At 60.9% G+C, this 17,369-nt stretch carries 17 protein-coding genes; 5 read left to right on the forward strand and 12 right to left on the reverse strand.

Annotated elements, in window-relative coordinates:
• The first annotated feature begins 133 nt into the window (after positions 1-133).
• Together AC6BYQ_RS22330 and AC6BYQ_RS22335 are read left to right on the forward strand one after the other, a co-directional pair.
• Positions 134-1,531, forward strand: a complete 1,398-nt coding sequence (locus tag AC6BYQ_RS22330; RefSeq protein WP_074055062.1) for a purine-cytosine permease family protein — start codon at positions 134-136, stop codon at positions 1,529-1,531.
• Complete coding sequence (locus tag AC6BYQ_RS22335; protein WP_025160101.1) at positions 1,528-2,460, forward strand: PfkB family carbohydrate kinase; 933 nt, start codon at positions 1,528-1,530, stop codon at positions 2,458-2,460. The genes AC6BYQ_RS22330 and AC6BYQ_RS22335 overlap by 4 nt, the downstream gene beginning before the upstream one ends.
• A 34-nt stretch (positions 2,461-2,494) precedes the next feature.
• On the opposite strand, the gene AC6BYQ_RS22340 is transcribed toward AC6BYQ_RS22335, so the two are convergent.
• Together AC6BYQ_RS22340 and xapA are read right to left on the reverse strand one after the other, a co-directional pair.
• Positions 2,495-3,745 (reverse strand): nucleoside permease, encoded by a 1,251-nt coding sequence (locus tag AC6BYQ_RS22340; RefSeq protein ID WP_309530658.1) that lies wholly within the window; start codon positions 3,743-3,745, stop codon positions 2,495-2,497.
• An 81-nt stretch (positions 3,746-3,826) separates the two neighbouring features.
• The gene (xapA, locus tag AC6BYQ_RS22345; RefSeq protein WP_063918732.1) at positions 3,827-4,648 is read right to left on the reverse strand and encodes a xanthosine phosphorylase; all 822 of its coding nucleotides are present in this window, start codon (positions 4,646-4,648) and stop codon (positions 3,827-3,829) included.
• Positions 4,649-4,784: 136 nt separating this feature from the next.
• Between xapA and AC6BYQ_RS22350 the strand changes: the two genes are divergently transcribed.
• Positions 4,785-5,696, forward strand: coding sequence for a LysR family transcriptional regulator (locus tag AC6BYQ_RS22350; protein WP_498057549.1), 912 nt, complete (start codon positions 4,785-4,787; stop codon positions 5,694-5,696).
• A 17-nt stretch (positions 5,697-5,713) separates the two neighbouring features.
• Here the strand turns inward: AC6BYQ_RS22350 and ftsP are convergent, their stop codons facing one another.
• From ftsP to parC, 4 genes are all read right to left on the reverse strand, one after another.
• The gene (ftsP, locus tag AC6BYQ_RS22355; protein WP_019453057.1) at positions 5,714-7,129 is read right to left on the reverse strand and encodes a cell division protein FtsP; all 1,416 of its coding nucleotides are present in this window, start codon (positions 7,127-7,129) and stop codon (positions 5,714-5,716) included.
• Between the two features lie 132 nt (positions 7,130-7,261).
• On the reverse strand, positions 7,262-7,996 hold the full coding sequence (locus tag AC6BYQ_RS22360; protein WP_004937266.1) for a 1-acylglycerol-3-phosphate O-acyltransferase: 735 nt from the start codon (positions 7,994-7,996) through the stop codon (positions 7,262-7,264).
• A 53-nt stretch (positions 7,997-8,049) separates the two neighbouring features.
• Entirely contained in the window at positions 8,050-8,244 is a 195-nt protein-coding gene (locus AC6BYQ_RS22365) for a hypothetical protein (protein ID WP_498057550.1), read from the reverse strand.
• Positions 8,245-8,247: 3 nt separating this feature from the next.
• A complete protein-coding gene (parC, locus tag AC6BYQ_RS22370; RefSeq protein WP_019453059.1) occupies positions 8,248-10,521 on the reverse strand; it encodes a DNA topoisomerase IV subunit A in 2,274 nt (757 codons plus the stop codon).
• 325 nt (positions 10,522-10,846) lie between these two features.
• Between parC and AC6BYQ_RS22375 the strand changes: the two genes are divergently transcribed.
• Positions 10,847-11,428, forward strand: coding sequence for an NAD(P)H-dependent oxidoreductase (locus tag AC6BYQ_RS22375; protein ID WP_019453060.1), 582 nt, complete (start codon positions 10,847-10,849; stop codon positions 11,426-11,428).
• 33 nt (positions 11,429-11,461) lie between these two features.
• Entirely contained in the window at positions 11,462-11,770 is a 309-nt protein-coding gene (locus AC6BYQ_RS22380) for a putative quinol monooxygenase (RefSeq protein ID WP_019453061.1), read from the forward strand.
• A gap of 8 nt (positions 11,771-11,778) precedes the next feature.
• On the opposite strand, the gene AC6BYQ_RS22385 is transcribed toward AC6BYQ_RS22380, so the two are convergent.
• From AC6BYQ_RS22385 to nudF, 6 genes are all read right to left on the reverse strand, one after another.
• Positions 11,779-12,675, reverse strand: a complete 897-nt coding sequence (locus tag AC6BYQ_RS22385) for a LysR substrate-binding domain-containing protein (protein ID WP_019453062.1) — start codon at positions 12,673-12,675, stop codon at positions 11,779-11,781.
• An 82-nt stretch (positions 12,676-12,757) separates the two neighbouring features.
• Complete coding sequence (gene parE, locus AC6BYQ_RS22390) at positions 12,758-14,653, reverse strand: DNA topoisomerase IV subunit B (RefSeq protein ID WP_004937254.1); 1,896 nt, start codon at positions 14,651-14,653, stop codon at positions 12,758-12,760.
• Positions 14,654-14,699: 46 nt separating this feature from the next.
• Positions 14,700-15,284 (reverse strand): esterase YqiA, encoded by a 585-nt coding sequence (yqiA, locus tag AC6BYQ_RS22395; protein WP_063918730.1) that lies wholly within the window; start codon positions 15,282-15,284, stop codon positions 14,700-14,702.
• Positions 15,284-16,111 (reverse strand): 3',5'-cyclic-AMP phosphodiesterase, encoded by an 828-nt coding sequence (gene cpdA, locus AC6BYQ_RS22400; RefSeq protein WP_019453065.1) that lies wholly within the window; start codon positions 16,109-16,111, stop codon positions 15,284-15,286. Before cpdA ends, yqiA begins: the two co-directional genes overlap by 1 nt.
• 27 nt (positions 16,112-16,138) lie before the next feature.
• Positions 16,139-16,564, reverse strand: a complete 426-nt coding sequence (locus AC6BYQ_RS22405; RefSeq protein ID WP_004937244.1) for a DUF1249 family protein — start codon at positions 16,562-16,564, stop codon at positions 16,139-16,141.
• Positions 16,564-17,196 carry an ADP-ribose diphosphatase gene (gene nudF, locus AC6BYQ_RS22410; protein WP_004937242.1) on the reverse strand — a complete coding sequence of 211 codons (633 nt, stop codon included), beginning with the start codon at positions 17,194-17,196 and terminating at the stop codon, positions 16,564-16,566. Before nudF ends, AC6BYQ_RS22405 begins: the two co-directional genes overlap by 1 nt.
• Positions 17,197-17,369 lie beyond the last annotated feature (173 nt).

Below are 17,369 nucleotides of genomic sequence, written 5' to 3' on the forward strand. Positions count from 1 at the left end.
TCAGCCGCTATACACTGCGCGGTATCGACACCTGTCCCGACCGCGGGATAGCCAGCGTCAACCGCGCCAACGGAATCGATTTTCAGTCAACTGCGGCGGCCCTCGCGGCCCTGCGCAACAGGGATCATTTGCTATGACCGATATCAATCGCAATGAAGCATGGAAGGTAGAGAGCACCGGTATCGACCGGGTGCCGGACGCAGAGCAAACCGGTAAGCCCATCGAGCTGTTTTGGATCTGGTCGGCAGCCAATATCGGCATTCTCGGCGTGGTGTACGGCGCCATCATCGTCGGCTTCGGCTTGTCATTCCTGCAATCGGTACTCGCCGCACTGGTCGGCGTCGCCAGTTTCGTGCTGGTCGGCCTCACCAGCTTCGCCGGCAAGCGCGGGCGCACCTCTACGTTGACGCTCTCGCGGGTGATTTTCGGCCTGAAGGGCAACGTGGCGCCGACCCTGTTCAGTTGGATCAATCTGATGGGTTGGGAAGCGGTCAACGTGATCACCGGCACCCTGACGCTGGCGGCGCTGTTCGAGGCCTTCGGGCTCGGAACCAGCCACCTGCTGACCGCGCTCAGCCTGCTGCTGTTCGGCGGGCTCACTATCGTTGTCAGCCTACTGGGGCAAAATACCGTGGTCTGGATGCAAAGCTGGTTCAGCCGCATCTTCGGCACCATGACGCTGATCGTGGTGCTGTATATCCTGTTCAATACCGAGTGGAGCCAGGTGCTGGCGCTGCCTTCCGGCAGTTGGTTAACCGGCTTCCTGCCTGCGGTCTCGGTGATCGCCGCCGGCACCGGCATCAGTTGGGCGATCGCCGGCGCCGATTACAGCCGCTATCAAAGCCCGAACTCCTCGAGCAAAAGCATTTTCGCCGCAGTGATGGGCGGTGCCTGCTTGCCGCTGATGCTGCTGATGCTGGCCGGCATCCTGCTTTCCGTGCAGTTGCCCGATCTGGCCAGCGCCGCCAACCCCATCGCGCTAATTGGCTCGGTGTTGCCCGCCTGGATGGCCATTCCTTATCTGCTGGCCGCCACCGCCGGCATCGTCACCATCGCGGTGCTCAGCCTGTATTCCGCCAGCCTTAACCTGCTGACCATCGGCGTGCAGGTCAAACAGTGGTTGGCGGTGTCGATCGACGCCGTAGTGGTGTTGGGCATCGCGCTGTATGTGCTGTTCATCTCCGGCGACTTTATGGGGCCGTTCATCTCCTTCCTGGTGTTCTGCGGCGTATTCCTGGCGGCCTGGGAGGCGATTTTCCTGCTCGATTACCTGTGCCTGCGCCGCCACCACGGGTATGATGGCAACGCTTTGTACGGCCTGCATGGCCAGAACCGCGGCGTGCGCAAAGCCCCGCTGTTCTGCTGGTTCCTCGGCGCCCTGTGCGGCCTGCTGGTCACCAAAACCGGTTTTATCGACGGCCCGCTGGCCAAAGGCTTGTTCGCCGATTCCAGCCTGGGGCTGTTTGTGTCGTTTGCGGTGAGTCTGATCGCTTACGGCCTGTACCTGACCCAACGCAGAGAACATCAATGAGTGAGTGGGAAGCTGTAACACCTGTCCTGGTGATTGGGGGCGCGGTCGGCGATCTGGTGATGACGCTGCCGCGCCTGCCGACCAGCGGCGAAGATATCGAAGCCCAGCCGCAGGCGCGGCAAATCGGCGGCTGCGCGTTCAACGTGGCGCGCGCGCTGGTGCACCTCGAGGCGCCGGTGATCAACGGCATGCCGGTCGGCAACGGCGAATGGGGCGCGGCGATCGAAGCCGCCATGGGCGAGCTCGGGCTGGAGGTGCTGTTGCGCCACGGCCAGATGGATAACGGCTGGTGCCTGGCGCTGGTGGAACCGAACGGCGAACGCACCTTCATCACGGTTTCCGGTTGTGAAAGCCAGTGGAATAAAGCGCAGCTGGCCACGCTGCCGCTGGCGGAGCACACTCTGATCTACGCCAGCGGTTACGAACTGGCGGGCGAAAGCGGCGAGGCGCTGCGCGAGTGGCTGACGCGTATGCCGTTCGACCAACCGCGCCTGATCGATCCCGGCCCGCGCATCGCTCAGCTCAGCGAAGATTTCTTCGCCATGCTCAGCGACAGCCACACCCTGTTGACGCTCAACCGCGACGAGGTGGCCACGCTGTGCGGCGCCGGTGACGCCGTGGAAGCCGCGCAGCGCTATGCCGCCGCGCGTAATCTGACGCTGATTTGCCGCCTGGATCGCGACGGCGCATGGATCTGCGATGGCCGCACGCCGCCGCTGCACGTTCCCGCCTATCCGGTGGACGTGGTCGATACCATCGGCGCGGGCGATGCCCACTGCGCCGGTTTGCTGGCGGGCCTGTCCGCCGGCTGGCCGCTGCCGCAGGCGGTCGATTTGGCCAACCGGGTCGCCGCCTGCGTGGTGGCCAGCCTCGGCGCAGCCAATCCGCCGAGCCGGCAGCAACTGCAACAGCGCTTCCCTCAGGCCTGACGTTGCCGGGCGCAGCCTGGCTGCGCCCTCTGCCTCACTGCGCCGCCGCCGCGCTCTCCTGCGGCTGGTGGCGGTAGTTGAAGCTCAATGCGAAGACGATCCCCAGCACCAGCGTATACAGCGCAAACACCAACCAGATGCTCTGCCAGTCTTTCACGCCGTCATGGCTGAAGAAGTCCACCACCTCGCCACTGGCGAGCGCCCCCAGATAGGCGCCCAAACCGTTGACCATGGTCATGAACAGCCCCTGCGCGCTGGCGCGGATGCGGTGATCGGCCTCCTTCTCGACGAAAATGGCGCCGGAAATATTGAAGAAGTCGAACGCACAGCCGTAGACGATCATCGACAACAACAGCAGCACGAAACCAAAGCCGACCGGCGTGCCATAGGCCAGGAACAGGAAGCGCAGCGTCCAGGCCGCCATGCTGATCAACATGACCTGCTTGATGCCGTAACGGCGCAGGAAGAAGGGAATGGTGAGGATAAAGAACACTTCGGAGATCTGCGACAGCGACAGCAGCACCGCCGGATACCGGACGCTAAGGCTGTCCTGATACAGCGGATTGAGCGACAGATCGTGCAGGAACGGATTGCCGAAGGTATTGGTTATCTGCAGCGCCGCGCCAAGCAACATGGCGAACAGGAAAAACAGCGCCATGCGCCGCTGGCGGAACAGCACCAGCGCATCCAATCCCAGCACGCTGACCCAGCTCTTCGACTCGGCCGCGCGGTTGGTCGGGCAGCGCGGCAACGTCAGCGAGTAGGCGGACAGCAGCAGCGAGGCCGCAGATGCCAGATATAGCTGCAGGTTGCTGAGCTCGATTTGGCTGAAACCGACCAGCCACATCGCCAGAATGAATCCCACCGTGCCGTACACCCGCACCGGCGGAAAGTCCTTCACCGTGTCAAAGCCGTGTTTCTCCAGGCAGAAATAGGAAATGGCGTTGGAGAGCGCGATGGTCGGCATATAGACCATAGCGTTGAACAGCATCACCCAGAACATCAGCATCGGTTGTTCAACCTGCGCCGCACAGTACAGCGCCAGCGCCCCGAGCAGGTGGCAAAGCGCATACAGGTAGTTGGCCTTCATCCACCGGTCGGCGATGATGCCCGCCAGCCCCGGCATGACCAGCGCCGCGATGCCCTTGGCGCTGTAAACCATCCCCACCTGCATGCCGCTGAAATGCAGCGTGTTGATCATGTAGGAGCCCAGCGTCACCAGCCAGGCACCCCAGATAAAGAACTGCAGGAAAATCATTAACTTCAATCGTGTTTTTATCGCCATCGCCATCACCTTGTTATTATGCTTTCAACGATGATTGGTGCGGCGGGCCCCCTGCAGCCCGCCGCCGGTATGCTTGCGGTGTTACAGCGTTTTGAACAGCTCGCGGATCAGACGCATGAAATCGTCCGCCGCCAGCGCCGCGCAGCTGAGCGTTTGTTCATGGGAGAGCGGGGTATCCGACAGCCCTTCGGCGTAGTTGGTCATCGCGGACACCACCAGCACCTTGAGGCCACAGTGGCGCGCCGTCAGAACTTCCGGCACGATCGACATGCCCACCACGTCACAGCCGAGGGTCTGCATCATGCGGATCTCCGCCGGCGTTTCGAAGTTCGGCCCGGTGTACGCGGCGAACACCCCTTCCGCCAGCGGGATGCCGGCGCTTTCGGCCACCGCCGCCAACTGGGCGCGCAGATCGCGATCGTAAGCGTTCGCCAGGCTGAAGAAGCGCGGCCCGAAGCGATCGTCATTGGCGCCGACCAGTGGCGATTCCGGCATGAAGTTGATGTGATCGGTAATGGCCACCAGGCTGCCCGGTGCCACCGAGCGGCGCAGCGAACCGGCAGCGTTGGTCGCCAGCAGGAATTCACAGCCCAGCAACTTGAAGGTGCGCACCGCAGTCGTCATCACCTGCATGCCACGCCCTTCATAGAAATGACCGCGCCCTTTCATGCACAATACCGGCACGCCCTCCAGCTTGCCGGCAACCAGTTGCCCGGCGTGGCCGGCGACGCCGCTCACCGGGAAACCCGGCAGCTCCGCGTAATCGATGGTGACGGTTTCGGTCATCACCTCCGCCAGGGCGCCGAGCCCGGAGCCGAGAATCAAGGCCGCCTTCGGCTGGAAACCCGGCAGGCGGGCGCGGACGACATCGGCGCAGGTAAAAGCATCTTCTTGATTAAACATCGTATTCTCTCTTTCAGCGGGGGACAATAATGCCCATAGTAGAGAGCGAGGCATGGCCGAGACCAATACATTCTTGGCGGCTGATTTATTCCATTTACCTATAAGTTGAGCTGCGTCACAGGAGGCGTTACCCCGGATGAACCCGCCCCATGCCCTGCCCGATCCCGGTCGGATTAACTTCCGCCTGCTGCATTATTTCCGCGTGGTGGCGGAAGAGATGAATTTTACTCAGGCGGCGCGGCGGCTGAATATGTCACAGCCGCCGCTCAGCAAGCACATCAAAGAACTGGAAAGCCAGCTCGGGGTAGTGCTGTTCAAACGCACCACCCGCTCCATGACGCTGACGCCGGCCGGCCGCACGCTGCTGCGCAACGTCGAACGGCTGCTGGATCAGGCCGACAGCGCGCTGCATCAGGTACAACAAATGGGGCGCGGCGAAGGCGGCCACATGGTGGTCGGCATGGTCGGCACCTCAGCCTGGGGCGGTTTGATCGCGGCGCTGCGGTGCTTCAGCGAGCAGAGCGTCGGCGTCACCTGGTCGTTGAACGAGCTGACGCCCAGCCAGCAAATCGCCGCGCTGCAAAAGCGGCATATCGATATCGGGGTATGGCGAGAGGCGCAGCAGCAGACGCTGCCGGGATTGACCAGCCAACGGCTGGCGTGCGAAAGCATCGCCGTGGTGCTGCCGCTCGATCACCCGCTGGCGCAGCAGGAAAATATTCCGCTGGCGGCGCTGCAGAACGACAGCTTCATCGTACTGCCGCCGCATGAGGCCAGCCTGGGGCTGTATCTGCACAATCTGTGCCTGCAACAGGGATTCCTGCCGGACGTCGCGTATCAAGTCAACGAGCCGCAGACCCTGCTGGCGCTGGTGGCGGAAGGCTGCGGCATTACGCTGCTGCCGGACAGCTACGGCCGCATCCCATGGCCCGGCGTGCGGTTTTGCTCGCTGCAGCACGCGCCTTCGGCGGATCTGTACGCGGTATACCGCACCGACAGCGTGACACCGGTGGTGCAGGCCTTTTTGGAAATGCTGCGGGCGCCGTAAGCGGCCCGCAGAGCAGGTTACATCGCCGGCTGCACCATCAGCTGGCCGGCGGTGCCGCGGTCGGCCATCTCCAGCGTCTGGCTGTAATACAGGAACGGGAAGTGTTCGGAGGTGGGTTGGTTGAAATACACCAACAGCTCAACGTCGCCATCGACCCAGACGGTGTCCTTCCAGCCGCGATCTTCCGCCATCGGCTGCGCGCCGTTAACGCGTTTGATCAGGAACTGCACGCCCTGAATATGGAACGCCTGCGGCGTATCCGCATGAATGTTCCAGCGTTCCCAGGTGCCTTGCTGCGCCTGCACGTCGATGCGATTCATGTCCCAAATCGCGCCGTTGATGCCGACGCCACCCTCACCCAGGCGGAAATCGCGGGTGCGGCTGGCGCTGCCGTCCAACAGCTGATCCGCCAGCAGGCGCATCGGCAGGTTGTCGGTCACCAGCGGCAGCAGGCCGGTTGGGCGCAGCGTCAGCACCTGAGTGGACACCAGAATGCTCGACGGTTCGAACAGGCCGCGCAGGCGATCCATGATGCCTGCCGCTTCACCGGCGGTGATGGTCACCTCGTCGCCCTTCGACATGTCGATCAGCACTTCCCGACGTTCCCCCGGCGCCAACGACAGCTGTTGCACCGCGACCGGCGCAGGCAGGAAGCCCTGATCGCTGGCGATCACGTTGAACGGCCGCCCGTCGCTGAGCTGCAGGGTATAACGCCGGGCATTGGAAGCGTTGAGCAAACGCAAACGCACCCAGCCGCGCGACACTTCGACATACGGGTTTTGCACGCCGTTGACCAGCAGCGTATCGCCGACGAAACCGCCCTGCGACGGTGCATCGTATTGCGGCGTGCCGAAGTTATCGAAGCGTTTGTCCTGAATGATCAGCGGGAAATCGTCGACACCGTAGTGGTTGGGCAGCGGCAGCGCTTTGCTGACGGCATCTTCCACCAGCCACAGCCCGGCCAGCCCGTTGTATACGTGCGGCGCCATACGGTTTGGCGTGTTGGCGTGGTACCAGCAGGTGGCCGCCGCCTGGCGAATAGGCAGCACCGGCGACCAGTCGACGTTAGGCGACATCATGCGCGGCGCGCCGCCCATCAGGGTGCCCGGCACCTGCAGACCGCTGATGGTCATCGCCACCGGCTCCTGCAGACGGTTGCTGTAGATCAGTTTGACGTCATCACCGCTGTAAACCCGCACCGTCGGCCCCAGGTACATGCCGTTGATGCCCCACACCGCCGCTTTGCGGTTATCCATAAACGCCCAGTGGGCGCGCTGCAAGGTCAGGAACAGCGGCTGACCGCGGCGAGATTCCAGCAGCGGGGGAATGGGTAACGGGGTCTGCGTTCCGCTCGCCTCAGCCCTCAGCGGCACGGCGCCCGCGCACAGCGCCAGGCCCGATGCCTGTAAAAACTGACGTCGACTGAGTGACATATTTTCTCCATGAAAAGCAATAACTAAACCGTGTGCAAAACCCAAACGCCCGCCAATCAAGATTAGCAGGCGTTCAGGCGTTAACGGCGCTGAACGCCAATTAAAACCTTATTCTTTGAAGCCGGTAGACTCTTATTTTTTTGCAGCGTTGCGCTGGGCGACTTCGGCGTCCAATTCGGCGATCTTCGCCTCCATCAGCTCGCGGCAATGGGCCGCCAGCTCGCGCACGTTTTCTTTGCCGTACTTGCTGGTATCCACCGGCGCCAACATCTCGACGATCACATGACCGTTATTCCAACGGTTAAGATTTATATTACCGCTGGTGGTGGATACGCAGATCGGCACAATCGGCACGCCGGCGGCGATGGCCGCGTGGAACGCGCCGGTTTTAAACGGCATCAGCCCGCGCCCGCGGCTGCGGGTCCCTTCCGGGAACATCCAGATCGAAATGTCTTTCTTCTTGAACTGCTCCGCCACCTGGGCGATGGTGCCGTGCGCCTTGGCACGATTATCACGATCTATCAGCAGATTACCGGTCAGCCAATACAGCGGGCCGAAAAACGGGATCCACACCAGACTTTTTTTACCGACGGTCACGGTGCGCGGCTGCACGATATTGGAGGCCGTCACCATGTCGTAGTTATTTTGGTGGTTGGCGATATAGATGCAGTTGCCGTTGTTGGCCGCATCGGCCGGCACGCGGGTTTCAACCTTGATGCCGAACAGCGTCGACAGACGGCCGAAAAGATGGCCGAAGGTCGCCACATGGCGAGGGTTGCGCGGGCTGAACAAGCAATAAACAGAACCGAAAATACACACCAGAATACAGAAAAGAGTGGCGAGAACGGCACGCAAAATCAATAACATAACAACCTCATTAGCACACTGCCAACGCAGTTTACTTCGCTGCGCAGATTCCTTTACTCATTATTTGATTTGCCGGCAAGGCGGAAAGCACGCCCATGTCGCCTGCATTTCTCGCTATTTTCCCGCCCGGCGGCAGTACGCACAATAATTTTATGCGCAGAAATGTTAACTATTTGGAGAATAAACGCCAGCAAAAATAAATAAGGCGGCCACAGCACGCTGCGACCGCCCATTAACGCCAGCGCCAACGCTTACTCTTCGCTGTCGCCGCCCGCAGCCCGCACCGGCGCATCCACTTCGACGCGATCGATGCGCTGCAGGCCGCGCGGCAGCTGGGTGCCTTTGCGGCCGCGTTCCGCACGGAATTTCTGCAGATCTTCAGGACGCAGCGTCAGCTTGCGTTTGCCGACGTGCAGCGTGACGGAGGCCTGCGGCGGCAGGACGAACAGCCAGGCCAGTTTGTCTTCGCCGGCCGCGGCCTGCGCCGCCGGAATGGAGACGATCTTGTTGCCCTTGCCCTTCGACAACTGCGGCAGATCGGCAACCGGGAACATCAGCATGCGCCCGGCGGCGGTGATCGACAGCAGCATGTCGTCTGCGCCGTGGATCTCCATCGGCGGCAGCGCTCTGGCGTTGTCCGGCAGCGTGATCATCACCTTGCCGGCGCGGTTGCGCGCCACCAGATCGTTGAAGGTGCAAACGAAGCCGTAACCGGCGTCGGAGGCCATCAACAGTTTCTGATCGTCGGCCGCCATCAGCACCTGTTCAATGGTGGCGCCCGGCGGCGGCGTCAGCTTGCCGGTCAACGGCTCGCCCTGCCCGCGCGCCGAAGGCAGCGTCATCGGATCGAGCGCATAGCTGCGCCCGGTAGAGTCGATGAACACCACCGGCTGGTTGCTCTTGCCGCGCGCCGCGCCACGGAAGCTGTCGCCGGCCTTGTAGCTCAAACCGCTCGGATCGATATCGTGACCCTTGGCGCTGCGCACCCAGCCCATTTCCGACAGCACGATGGTTACCGGCTCGGACGGCACGAAGTCGTGCTCGCTCATCGCCTTGGCTTCCGCACGCTCGGTCAGCGGCGAACGGCGATCGTCGCCGTAGGTCTGCGCGTCGGCCTGGATCTCTTTCTTAATCAGCGTGTTCAGCTTGCGCTCGGACGCCAGCAACGCCTGCAGCTGATCGCGCTCTTTCGCCAGCTCATCCTGTTCGCCGCGGATCTTAACCTCTTCCAGCTTGGCCAGGTGGCGCAGTTTCAGCTCGAGGATCGCTTCCGCCTGGGTATCGGAGATGCCGAAACGCTGCATCAGCACTGGCTTCGGTTCATCCTCGCTGCGGATGATGTGGATCACCTCGTCGATGTTGAGGAACGCCACCAGCAAACCTTCGAGGATATGCAGGCGCTTCAGCACCTTCTCGAGGCGGTAGTTCAGGCGGCGGCGCACCGTATCGCGACGGTAGGCCAACCATTCGGTGAGGATCTCCACCAGCCCTTTCACCTGCGGGCGGTTGTCCAGACCGATCATGTTCATGTTGATGCGGTAGCTGCGTTCCAGATCGGTAGTGGCGAACAGGTGATTCATCACCTGCTCCAGATCGATGCGGTTGGAGCGCGGCACGATCACCAGACGCGTCGGGTTTTCGTGGTCGGACTCATCGCGCAGATCTTCGACCATCGGCAACTTTTTAGCGCGCATCTGACTGGCGATCTGCTCCAGCACCTTGGCACCGGACACCTGATGCGGCAAGGCGGTGATCACCGCGCTGCCGTCTTCTTTCTTCCACACGGCGCGCATGCGCACCGAACCGCGGCCGCTCTGGTAGATCTTACGAATTTCATCGCGCGGGGTGATGATCTCGGCTTCGGTCGGGAAGTCCGGCCCCTGCACGAACTCGAGCAGGTCGTCGAGCGAGGCGCCCGGCTTGTCGAGCAGCGCCACCGCAGCGGCGGCGACTTCGCGCACGTTATGCGGCGGAATATCGGTCGCCATGCCGACCGCGATGCCGGTGGTGCCGTTCAGCAGGATGTTCGGCAGACGCGCCGGCAGCATCTTCGGCTCTTGCAGCGTACCGTCGAAGTTCGGGATCCAGTCGACCGTGCCCTGACCCAGTTCGGCCAGCAACACTTCGGCGTATTTGGACAGGCGCGATTCGGTATAACGCATCGCCGCGAACGACTTGGGATCGTCCGGCGCACCCCAGTTCCCCTGGCCGTCCACCAGCGGATAGCGGTACGAGAACGGCTGCGCCATCAGCACCATGGCTTCATAACACGCGCTGTCGCCGTGCGGGTGGTATTTACCCAACACGTCGCCCACGGTACGGGCGGATTTTTTGAATTTGGCGCTGTTGTTCAGCCCCAGCTCAGACATGGCGTAGATGATGCGGCGTTGTACCGGCTTCAAACCGTCGCCAATGTACGGCAACGCCCGATCCATGATGACGTACATGGAATAGTTCAGATAGGCGTTTTCAGTGAATGTGTGCAGCGGTAAACGCTCTACACCGTCATGAGTCAGATCACTCATTACTCAATTATCCTCAGACCGTGGCTTGGCAATCCCTTGGACGACAAAAGGCATCGCTTGTCGATTCTGCCCGCGATAGTAACCCATCTGCGGGGTAGCTGTCACAGTTGGCGCAAGGATCGCCGGCGACGGCCGGTTGCGCTATGCGGTTTATGCAAAATTTCGCTCTCTGGCGGCCTGTTTATTGACTGGCAGTCAACACTGTTGTGCGCCAGATCGCATTTTTACCTGCGCGGCTAACGATTACACTCACCGCCAGCTAGGTAGTTTCCCCCCTTTCGGCGGGAAGCATGCCATATCTTAACTCTGACGGGAGCCGCGAAAGATGAGCAATATCCTGATTATCAACGCTAAAAAGCAATTCGGCCATTCTAACGGCGAACTCAACCAAACCCTGAGTGACGTGGCGGAAAGCTTCCTGCGCGATCTGCAGCACGATGTGCAGGTCACCGTGGTCGACGACGGCTATGACATCGAGGCCGAAGTACAGAAATACCTGTGGGCCGACGCGGTCATCTATCAGATGCCGGGCTGGTGGATGGGCGAGCCCTGGATCCTGAAAAAATACATCGATGAAGTGTTCACCGCCGGTCACGGCAGCCTGTACGCCAGCGACGGCCGCACCCGCACCGACGCCGGTAAAAAATACGGCTCCGGCGGCCTGATCCAGGGCAAGAAATACCTGCTGAGCCTGACCTGGAACGCCCCGCTGGAAGCTTTCACCGATCCCGATCAGTTCTTCCACGGCGTCGGCGTCGATGGCGTTTATCTGCACTTCCACAAAGCCAATCAGTTCCTGGGAATGGAAGCGCTGCCGACCTTTATCTGCAATGACGTGATAAAACAACCGGATATCGAGACGGATATCGCACGTTATCGCGAGCATCTGGCGAAAATTTTTGCTTAACTGAGCCAGAATATCTTCATTAACGAGGCAAGCATGATCACTGTAATTGCAGAAATCAAAGCCAAACCGGGCCACCGCGCCACCGTACTGCAAGCCATTGAAAAATTGGTGCCGCTGGTGCTGGCGGAAGAAGGTTGCGGCGAATATACGCCGATGATCGACAGCAATACCCAAGCCCCCTGGCAGAAGCTGTCGCCGGATTCGGTATTCATGCTGGAGAAATGGGAAAGCATGGCGCATCTGGAAAAACACCTGGCGATTGAGCACATGCTCAAACACCGCGACACCATCAAGGACAGCGTGCTGGGCACCGAGATCTACATTCTGGAAAACGCCCTGTAAACCCCGCCTTATAACGTCTGCGCGTCGATGTGCGCGCTGACGTAGTCAAGAAAACAGGTGATGCGCGCCGCCAATTGCGTATTGCGGTAATAAACGGCATTGATCGGCTGGCGCACGTCCAGCGTCTCCTGTTCCAGCAACGTCACCAGCCGGCCCTCTTCACGATCGCGGCGGGTCATGAAGTCTGCCAGCTGTACGATCCCCTCGCCTCGCAGCGCCAATTGCCGCAGCGTTTCACCGCTGGATGCAGCCAGGGTTGGCGTGATGGTGAAATGTGGCGCCTGGCGATAACGCAACGGCCACTGGTTCAGCGATTCCGGCTGGGTAAAACCCAGCAGGCAATGATGATGCAGCTCATCCACGCTCTGCGGCACACCGCACCGCTGCAGATAAGCCGGGCTGGCGAGAATGCGCAGCCGGCTGGCCCCCAGCGCGCGCGCGTGAATGGTCGAATCACGCAGCACGCCGATGCGAATGGCGATATCCGTGCGTTTTTCCAGCAGATCGATAATCAGGTTGTCGGTGTTCAGTTCGAGCGAAATTTGCGGATAGCGTTCTCTGAACCCGGCCACCATCGGCACGATGACGTGCTCCATGAAAGGCGCGGCCGCGTTGATCCGCAACCGCCCGGCAGGCATTTGCCGGCGCACCGCCATTTGCTCCTCGGCATTTTCCACCGAGCTGATGATCGTACGCGCATGGCTCAGGAAACTCTGCCCCTCTTCGGTCAGCTCTAAGCGACGCGTGGTGCGGCGCATCAGGGTGGTATCGAGCTTGTTCTCCAGGCGGCTGAGCGCGCGGCTGATGCCGGAGGTGGTCTGGCCGAGCTGATCGGCGGCGGAGGTAATGGAGCCGCTGTCGACCACCGAGGTGAACGCCAGCAATTCTTCGAGCGTGATCTTCATGCACTCCGCCCCAGGTTATCGGGCGCCGCATGAACGCCCTGCGGGAAAGCAGGCCCGACGAACCGCCGGGCCAGGGTCAGGCTCAGACCGCCAATTCGGCCATGTCGCCCTTGTCTTGCAGCCAGTTGCGGCGATCTTCCGAGCGCTTCTTGGCCAACAGCATGTCCATCACCGCCAGCGTCTGATCGACGTCATCCTCCGCCACCGTCAGCTGCACCAGACGGCGGGTGTTCGGATCGAGGGTGGTTTCGCGCAGCTGCAGCGGGTTCATCTCGCCCAGGCCTTTAAAGCGCTGGACGTTCGGCTTGCCCTTCTTGCGCTTCAGCTGTTCCAGCACGCCGGCTTTTTCTTCTTCATCCAGCGCGTAGAACACCTCTTTACCGAGATCGATACGGTACAGCGGCGGCATGGCGACATAGACGTGGCCGCCTTTCACCAGCGAACGGAAGTGGCGCACGAACAGCGCGCACAGCAGCGTGGCGATATGCAAGCCGTCGGAGTCCGCATCCGCCAGAATGCAGATTTTGCCGTAGCGCAGCTGGCTGAGGTCTTCGCTGTCCGGATCGATGCCGATCGCCACGGAAATGTCGTGCACTTCCTGCGAGGCCAGCACTTCGTCCGAGGAGACTTCCCAGGTATTCAGGATCTTGCCCTTCAGCGGCATGATCGCCTGATATTCGCGATCGCGCGCCTGCTTGGCCGATCCGCCCGCCGAGTCCCCTTCCACCAGGAACAGTTCGGTCATGGCCAGATCCTGCGAGGTGCAGTCCGCCAGCTTGCCCGGCAGCGCCGGCCCGCTGGTCAGCTTCTTGCGCACCACTTTCTTGGCGGCGCGCAGACGGCGCTGGGCGCTGGAAATCGCCAGCTCGGCCAACTGTTCCGCCGCCTGAACGTTCTGGTTCAGCCACAGACTGAAGGCGTCTTTCACCACACCGGAAACGAAGGCCGCGCACTGACGCGAGGAGAGACGCTCTTTGGTCTGCCCGGCGAACTGCGGATCCTGCATCTTCACCGACAGCACGTAGGCGCAGCGATCCCAGATATCTTCCGCCGACAGCTTCACGCCGCGCGGCAGAATATTGCGGAATTCGCAGAACTCGCGCATCGCGTCCAGCAACCCCTGACGCAGGCCGTTGACGTGGGTGCCGCCCTGCATGGTCGGGATCAGGTTGACGTAGCTTTCGGTCAGCAGCTCACCGCCTTCCGGCAGCCACAGCAGCGCCCAGTCCACCGCTTCGGTGTCACCGGCGAAGTTGCCGACGAACGGCGCTTCCGGCAGGGTGATCAGGCCGTTGACCGCTTCCATCAGGTAGTCGGTCAGGCCGTCCTGGTAGCACCAGCGCTGTTCAGTGTTGTTCACCTTGTCGATGAAATAGATCTCGACGCCGGGGCACAGCACCGCTTTGGCCTTCAGCAGGTGAGTCAGGCGCGATACCGAGAAACGCGGGCTGTCGAAGAACTGTTCGTCGGGCCAGAAGTGCACGCTGGTGCCGGTGTTGCGTTTGCCGCAGGTGCCGGTCACCGTCAGATCTTGCACCTTGTCGCCGTTTTCGAAGGCGATGCTGTAAACGTTGCCATCGCGGCGCACGTTGACTTCCACCCGCTTCGACAGGGCGTTGACCACCGAGATGCCAACGCCGTGCAGGCCGCCGGAGAACTGGTAGTTTTTATTCGAGAATTTACCGCCGGCGTGCAGCCGGCACAGGATCAACTCAACCGCCGGCACGCCCTCTTCCGGGTGGATGTCCACCGGCATGCCGCGGCCGTCGTCGATCACTTCCAGCGACTGATCGGCGTGCAGAATCACGTCGATGCGCTTGGCGTGGCCGGCCAACGCTTCGTCGACGCTGTTATCGATCACCTCTTGGCCGAGGTGGTTTGGGCGCGTCGTGTCGGTATACATGCCGGGACGACGGCGCACTGGTTCTAGACCGCTGAGTACTTCAATGGCATCAGCGTTATAGCTGGATTGAGTCATCGTTGATTATTTTTTCGTGGTTAAAGGGAGGTGCCGGAACGGTCCGTCAGACCGCGTTTAGCCCTAAAAAATCCACAATCTGGGGGAAGTAGTGCTCGAAACCGACGAAGGCGTGGTTTCCACCCGACTCCACCGTTTGCCGACACGCGGTGTAATACGCCACTGCCTGGCCGTAATCGAGAATTTCATCGCCCGTTTGCTGCAGCAGCCAGATTAAATCCGGCGACTCCAAAGGATCGATCTGCATCACTTTCAGATCGTAAACGTGCCGAGACTCTAACACATATTGCTGGCCGGTGTAGGGGTTCTCGTTGGCGCCGAGGTAGTCGACCAGCAGCTCAAACGGCTTGACCGCCGGGTTGACCACCACCGCCGGCAGCGAAAAACACTGCGACAGCCAGGTGGCGTAATAGCCGCCCAGCGATGAGCCCACCAGCCCGAGCGTTTGCCCGGCGCGTTCCAGCACCAGGTTCTCCAGCATCTCGGCGGCCTCCGCCGGAAACGCCGGCAGCTGCGGCACCAGCATCTCGATATCGGGATGACGCTCGGCCAGCCAGGCCTTGAAGGCCACCGCCTTGGCCGACTGCGGCGAGCTGTTGAAACCGTGCAGGTAGAGCAGTGTCGAAGGCATCAGTATCCATCCGAGTCCATATCGGGGCGGAAGTCGTCGTTTTCCAGGCGGAACACCTGCGTCTCGACGCGGCCGTCCGGCAGCAGATCGAGGTAGCGCCAACCGGGAGAGACGTCGTCGATGGTAAAGTTAGTGCAGTGCGGCTTGAATTGCACGCAGGTGGACGGCGTCGCCAGCAGACGCCGGCCTTGCCATTCCAGATCCAAATCCTGGTGAATGTGCCCGCACACCACGGTGTTCACTTTCGGGTAGCGCAGCAGGATCGCCCCCAGCATATGCGGGTTGCGCAGGCTGTGCTGATCGAGCCAGGTACAGCCGGAAGGCAGCGGATGATGGTGCAACAGCAACAGCGTATAGCGCTCGGGGTGAGCCTGCAGGCAGCGCTCCATCCATTCGAGCTGGTATTCGCTCAATTCGCCGTGCGGTACGCCGAATACCTGGCTGTCCAACATCAGCACCTGCCAGCTGTCGCCCAGCAACACCTGCTTGGAAGGGGCGATGCCAGCGGCGGCCAACGCGTCGACCATCGCCGGTTGAAAATCGTGGTTGCCCGGCAGCCACACGCAGGGAGCCGGCAGTTGCGCAATGCCGGCGGCAAAGTGGCGGTACGCCGCCTGCGAATGATCCTGCGCCAAATCTCCCGTGGCGACGATCAGATCGACATCGCGGCGCTGCGCCTGAATGGCCTCCAGCACCGCGTGATAACTGCGATAGGTATTGATGCCGAGCAGCGTCTCGTGTTCGCCGGCAAAAAGGTGGGTATCTGTTATTTGTAGAATCCTGACCGCGGCCCCACTCGCCACAGGCAGTTTAAACAGGCTTTCCAAATGGTGTCCTTTGTTATTTCAGTCTGTCTAACAAACCGGAACCGCCATCGCTCCATGCGCCAAACAGTAGCGCAGCCAATCAGCAAGAAACTGGTTAATTTGATGCTTTTCGTCGCGTTGATGCAACTTTTTATTAGGATAATCATAACGCGCTTTAAAGCGGTAGATCTGCTGGCTGGAACACACTTCCGCAACCATGGCGTCATGGTATAACCGCACCGTCATCGCGGGCAGGCTCCAGTAGCTGACCGCCGGAAAAATCTGCTCGATCTCCACCAGCGACGTGTAACGCGTGGACTCAACGATGGTCAAACGATAGCCGGCGCCGTTCACCTGATAAGTTACCGTTTCACCCGCTTCGTCGTTGCGCGGCAGCAAGCGGCGCAATTGCGCGAAGTTGGTTTCGCACAATCTCATCATTTCGGGGAAATCAGGGGTATAGCGCTGTTTCATTAGTTGGCCCACTCTTTTCTCAACGATTCATGGTGCAACGCCAGCCATTGCAATGCAATCACTGATGCGGCGTTATCGATCGCGCCCTCTTCGACCCAACGGTAAGCCTGCTCGCGGCTGACCACGTGGACGCGGATATCTTCATGCTCTTCCGCCAGGCCGTGGATGCCTTCGGCGGTGCCGGCGTCCACCTCGCCGACCATGATCGACAGACGTTCGCTGGTGCCGCCGGGGCTCGCCAGGTAGCTCAGCACCGGTTTGCAACGTCCGACCACCACGCCGGCCTCTTCCTGCGCTTCGCGGCGGCACACGTCTTCGACGCTTTCGCCGGTTTCGATCATACCCGCCACCATTTCCAGCAGCCAGGGCGAATTACTGGTATCGACCGCGGCGATGCGCAGTTGTTCAATCAGCACGACTTCGTCGCGCACCGGATCGTAAGGCAGCAGCACCGCCGCATGGCCGCGCTCGAAAATTTCACGCGTGATTTCAGGACTCATTTCGCCATTGAACAAGCGATGACGGAACCGGTATAAATTGAGTGAAAAAAAACCACGGTACAGCGTCTCGCGTGCAATAATCTCTACATCTTTTTTGTCGAAAGTGACGGGCGACGGCTGCGAACGGTTCATTAGCGAATTCTCCTGCGTGAGTATGCCGATAAAATAAACGGTTTTGATGACAGAAACAGCGGGACTGTCCGCCGCGGCTTTATGTTAGGCTGTTTTTCGCCGCCGGATGCGGCACGTTTGTGCGCTCGCATGTAATAGTGGGAAACAATCCGGATTGTCAGCCATAATATCAG

The sequence above is a fragment of the Serratia sp. LTN-2 genome (genome assembly GCF_059740205.1).

Bases quoted from the DNA above. Each gene is read 5' to 3' on its own strand.
- AC6BYQ_RS22360 (WP_004937266.1), bottom strand. From the start codon at position 7,996: ATGTTATTGATTTTGCGTGCCGTTCTCGCCACTCTTTTCTGTATTCTG.
- AC6BYQ_RS22340 (WP_309530658.1), bottom strand. From the start codon at position 3,745: ATGGCGATAAAAACACGATTGAAGTTAATGATTTTCCTGCAGTTCTTT.
- AC6BYQ_RS22350 (WP_498057549.1), top strand. From the start codon at position 4,785: ATGAACCCGCCCCATGCCCTGCCCGATCCCGGTCGGATTAACTTCCGC.
- yqiA (WP_063918730.1), bottom strand. From the start codon at position 15,284: ATGCCTTCGACACTGCTCTACCTGCACGGTTTCAACAGCTCGCCGCAG.
- parC (WP_019453059.1), bottom strand. From the start codon at position 10,521: ATGAGTGATCTGACTCATGACGGTGTAGAGCGTTTACCGCTGCACACA.
- AC6BYQ_RS22330 (WP_074055062.1), top strand. From the start codon at position 134: ATGACCGATATCAATCGCAATGAAGCATGGAAGGTAGAGAGCACCGGT.
- ftsP (WP_019453057.1), bottom strand. From the start codon at position 7,129: ATGTCACTCAGTCGACGTCAGTTTTTACAGGCATCGGGCCTGGCGCTG.
- parE (WP_004937254.1), bottom strand. From the start codon at position 14,653: ATGACTCAATCCAGCTATAACGCTGATGCCATTGAAGTACTCAGCGGT.
- AC6BYQ_RS22380 (WP_019453061.1), top strand. From the start codon at position 11,462: ATGATCACTGTAATTGCAGAAATCAAAGCCAAACCGGGCCACCGCGCC.
- AC6BYQ_RS22405 (WP_004937244.1), bottom strand. From the start codon at position 16,564: ATGAAACAGCGCTATACCCCTGATTTCCCCGAAATGATGAGATTGTGC.
- AC6BYQ_RS22385 (WP_019453062.1), bottom strand. From the start codon at position 12,675: ATGAAGATCACGCTCGAAGAATTGCTGGCGTTCACCTCGGTGGTCGAC.
- AC6BYQ_RS22335 (WP_025160101.1), top strand. From the start codon at position 1,528: ATGAGTGAGTGGGAAGCTGTAACACCTGTCCTGGTGATTGGGGGCGCG.
- nudF (WP_004937242.1), bottom strand. From the start codon at position 17,196: ATGAACCGTTCGCAGCCGTCGCCCGTCACTTTCGACAAAAAAGATGTA.
- AC6BYQ_RS22375 (WP_019453060.1), top strand. From the start codon at position 10,847: ATGAGCAATATCCTGATTATCAACGCTAAAAAGCAATTCGGCCATTCT.
- xapA (WP_063918732.1), bottom strand. From the start codon at position 4,648: ATGTTTAATCAAGAAGATGCTTTTACCTGCGCCGATGTCGTCCGCGCC.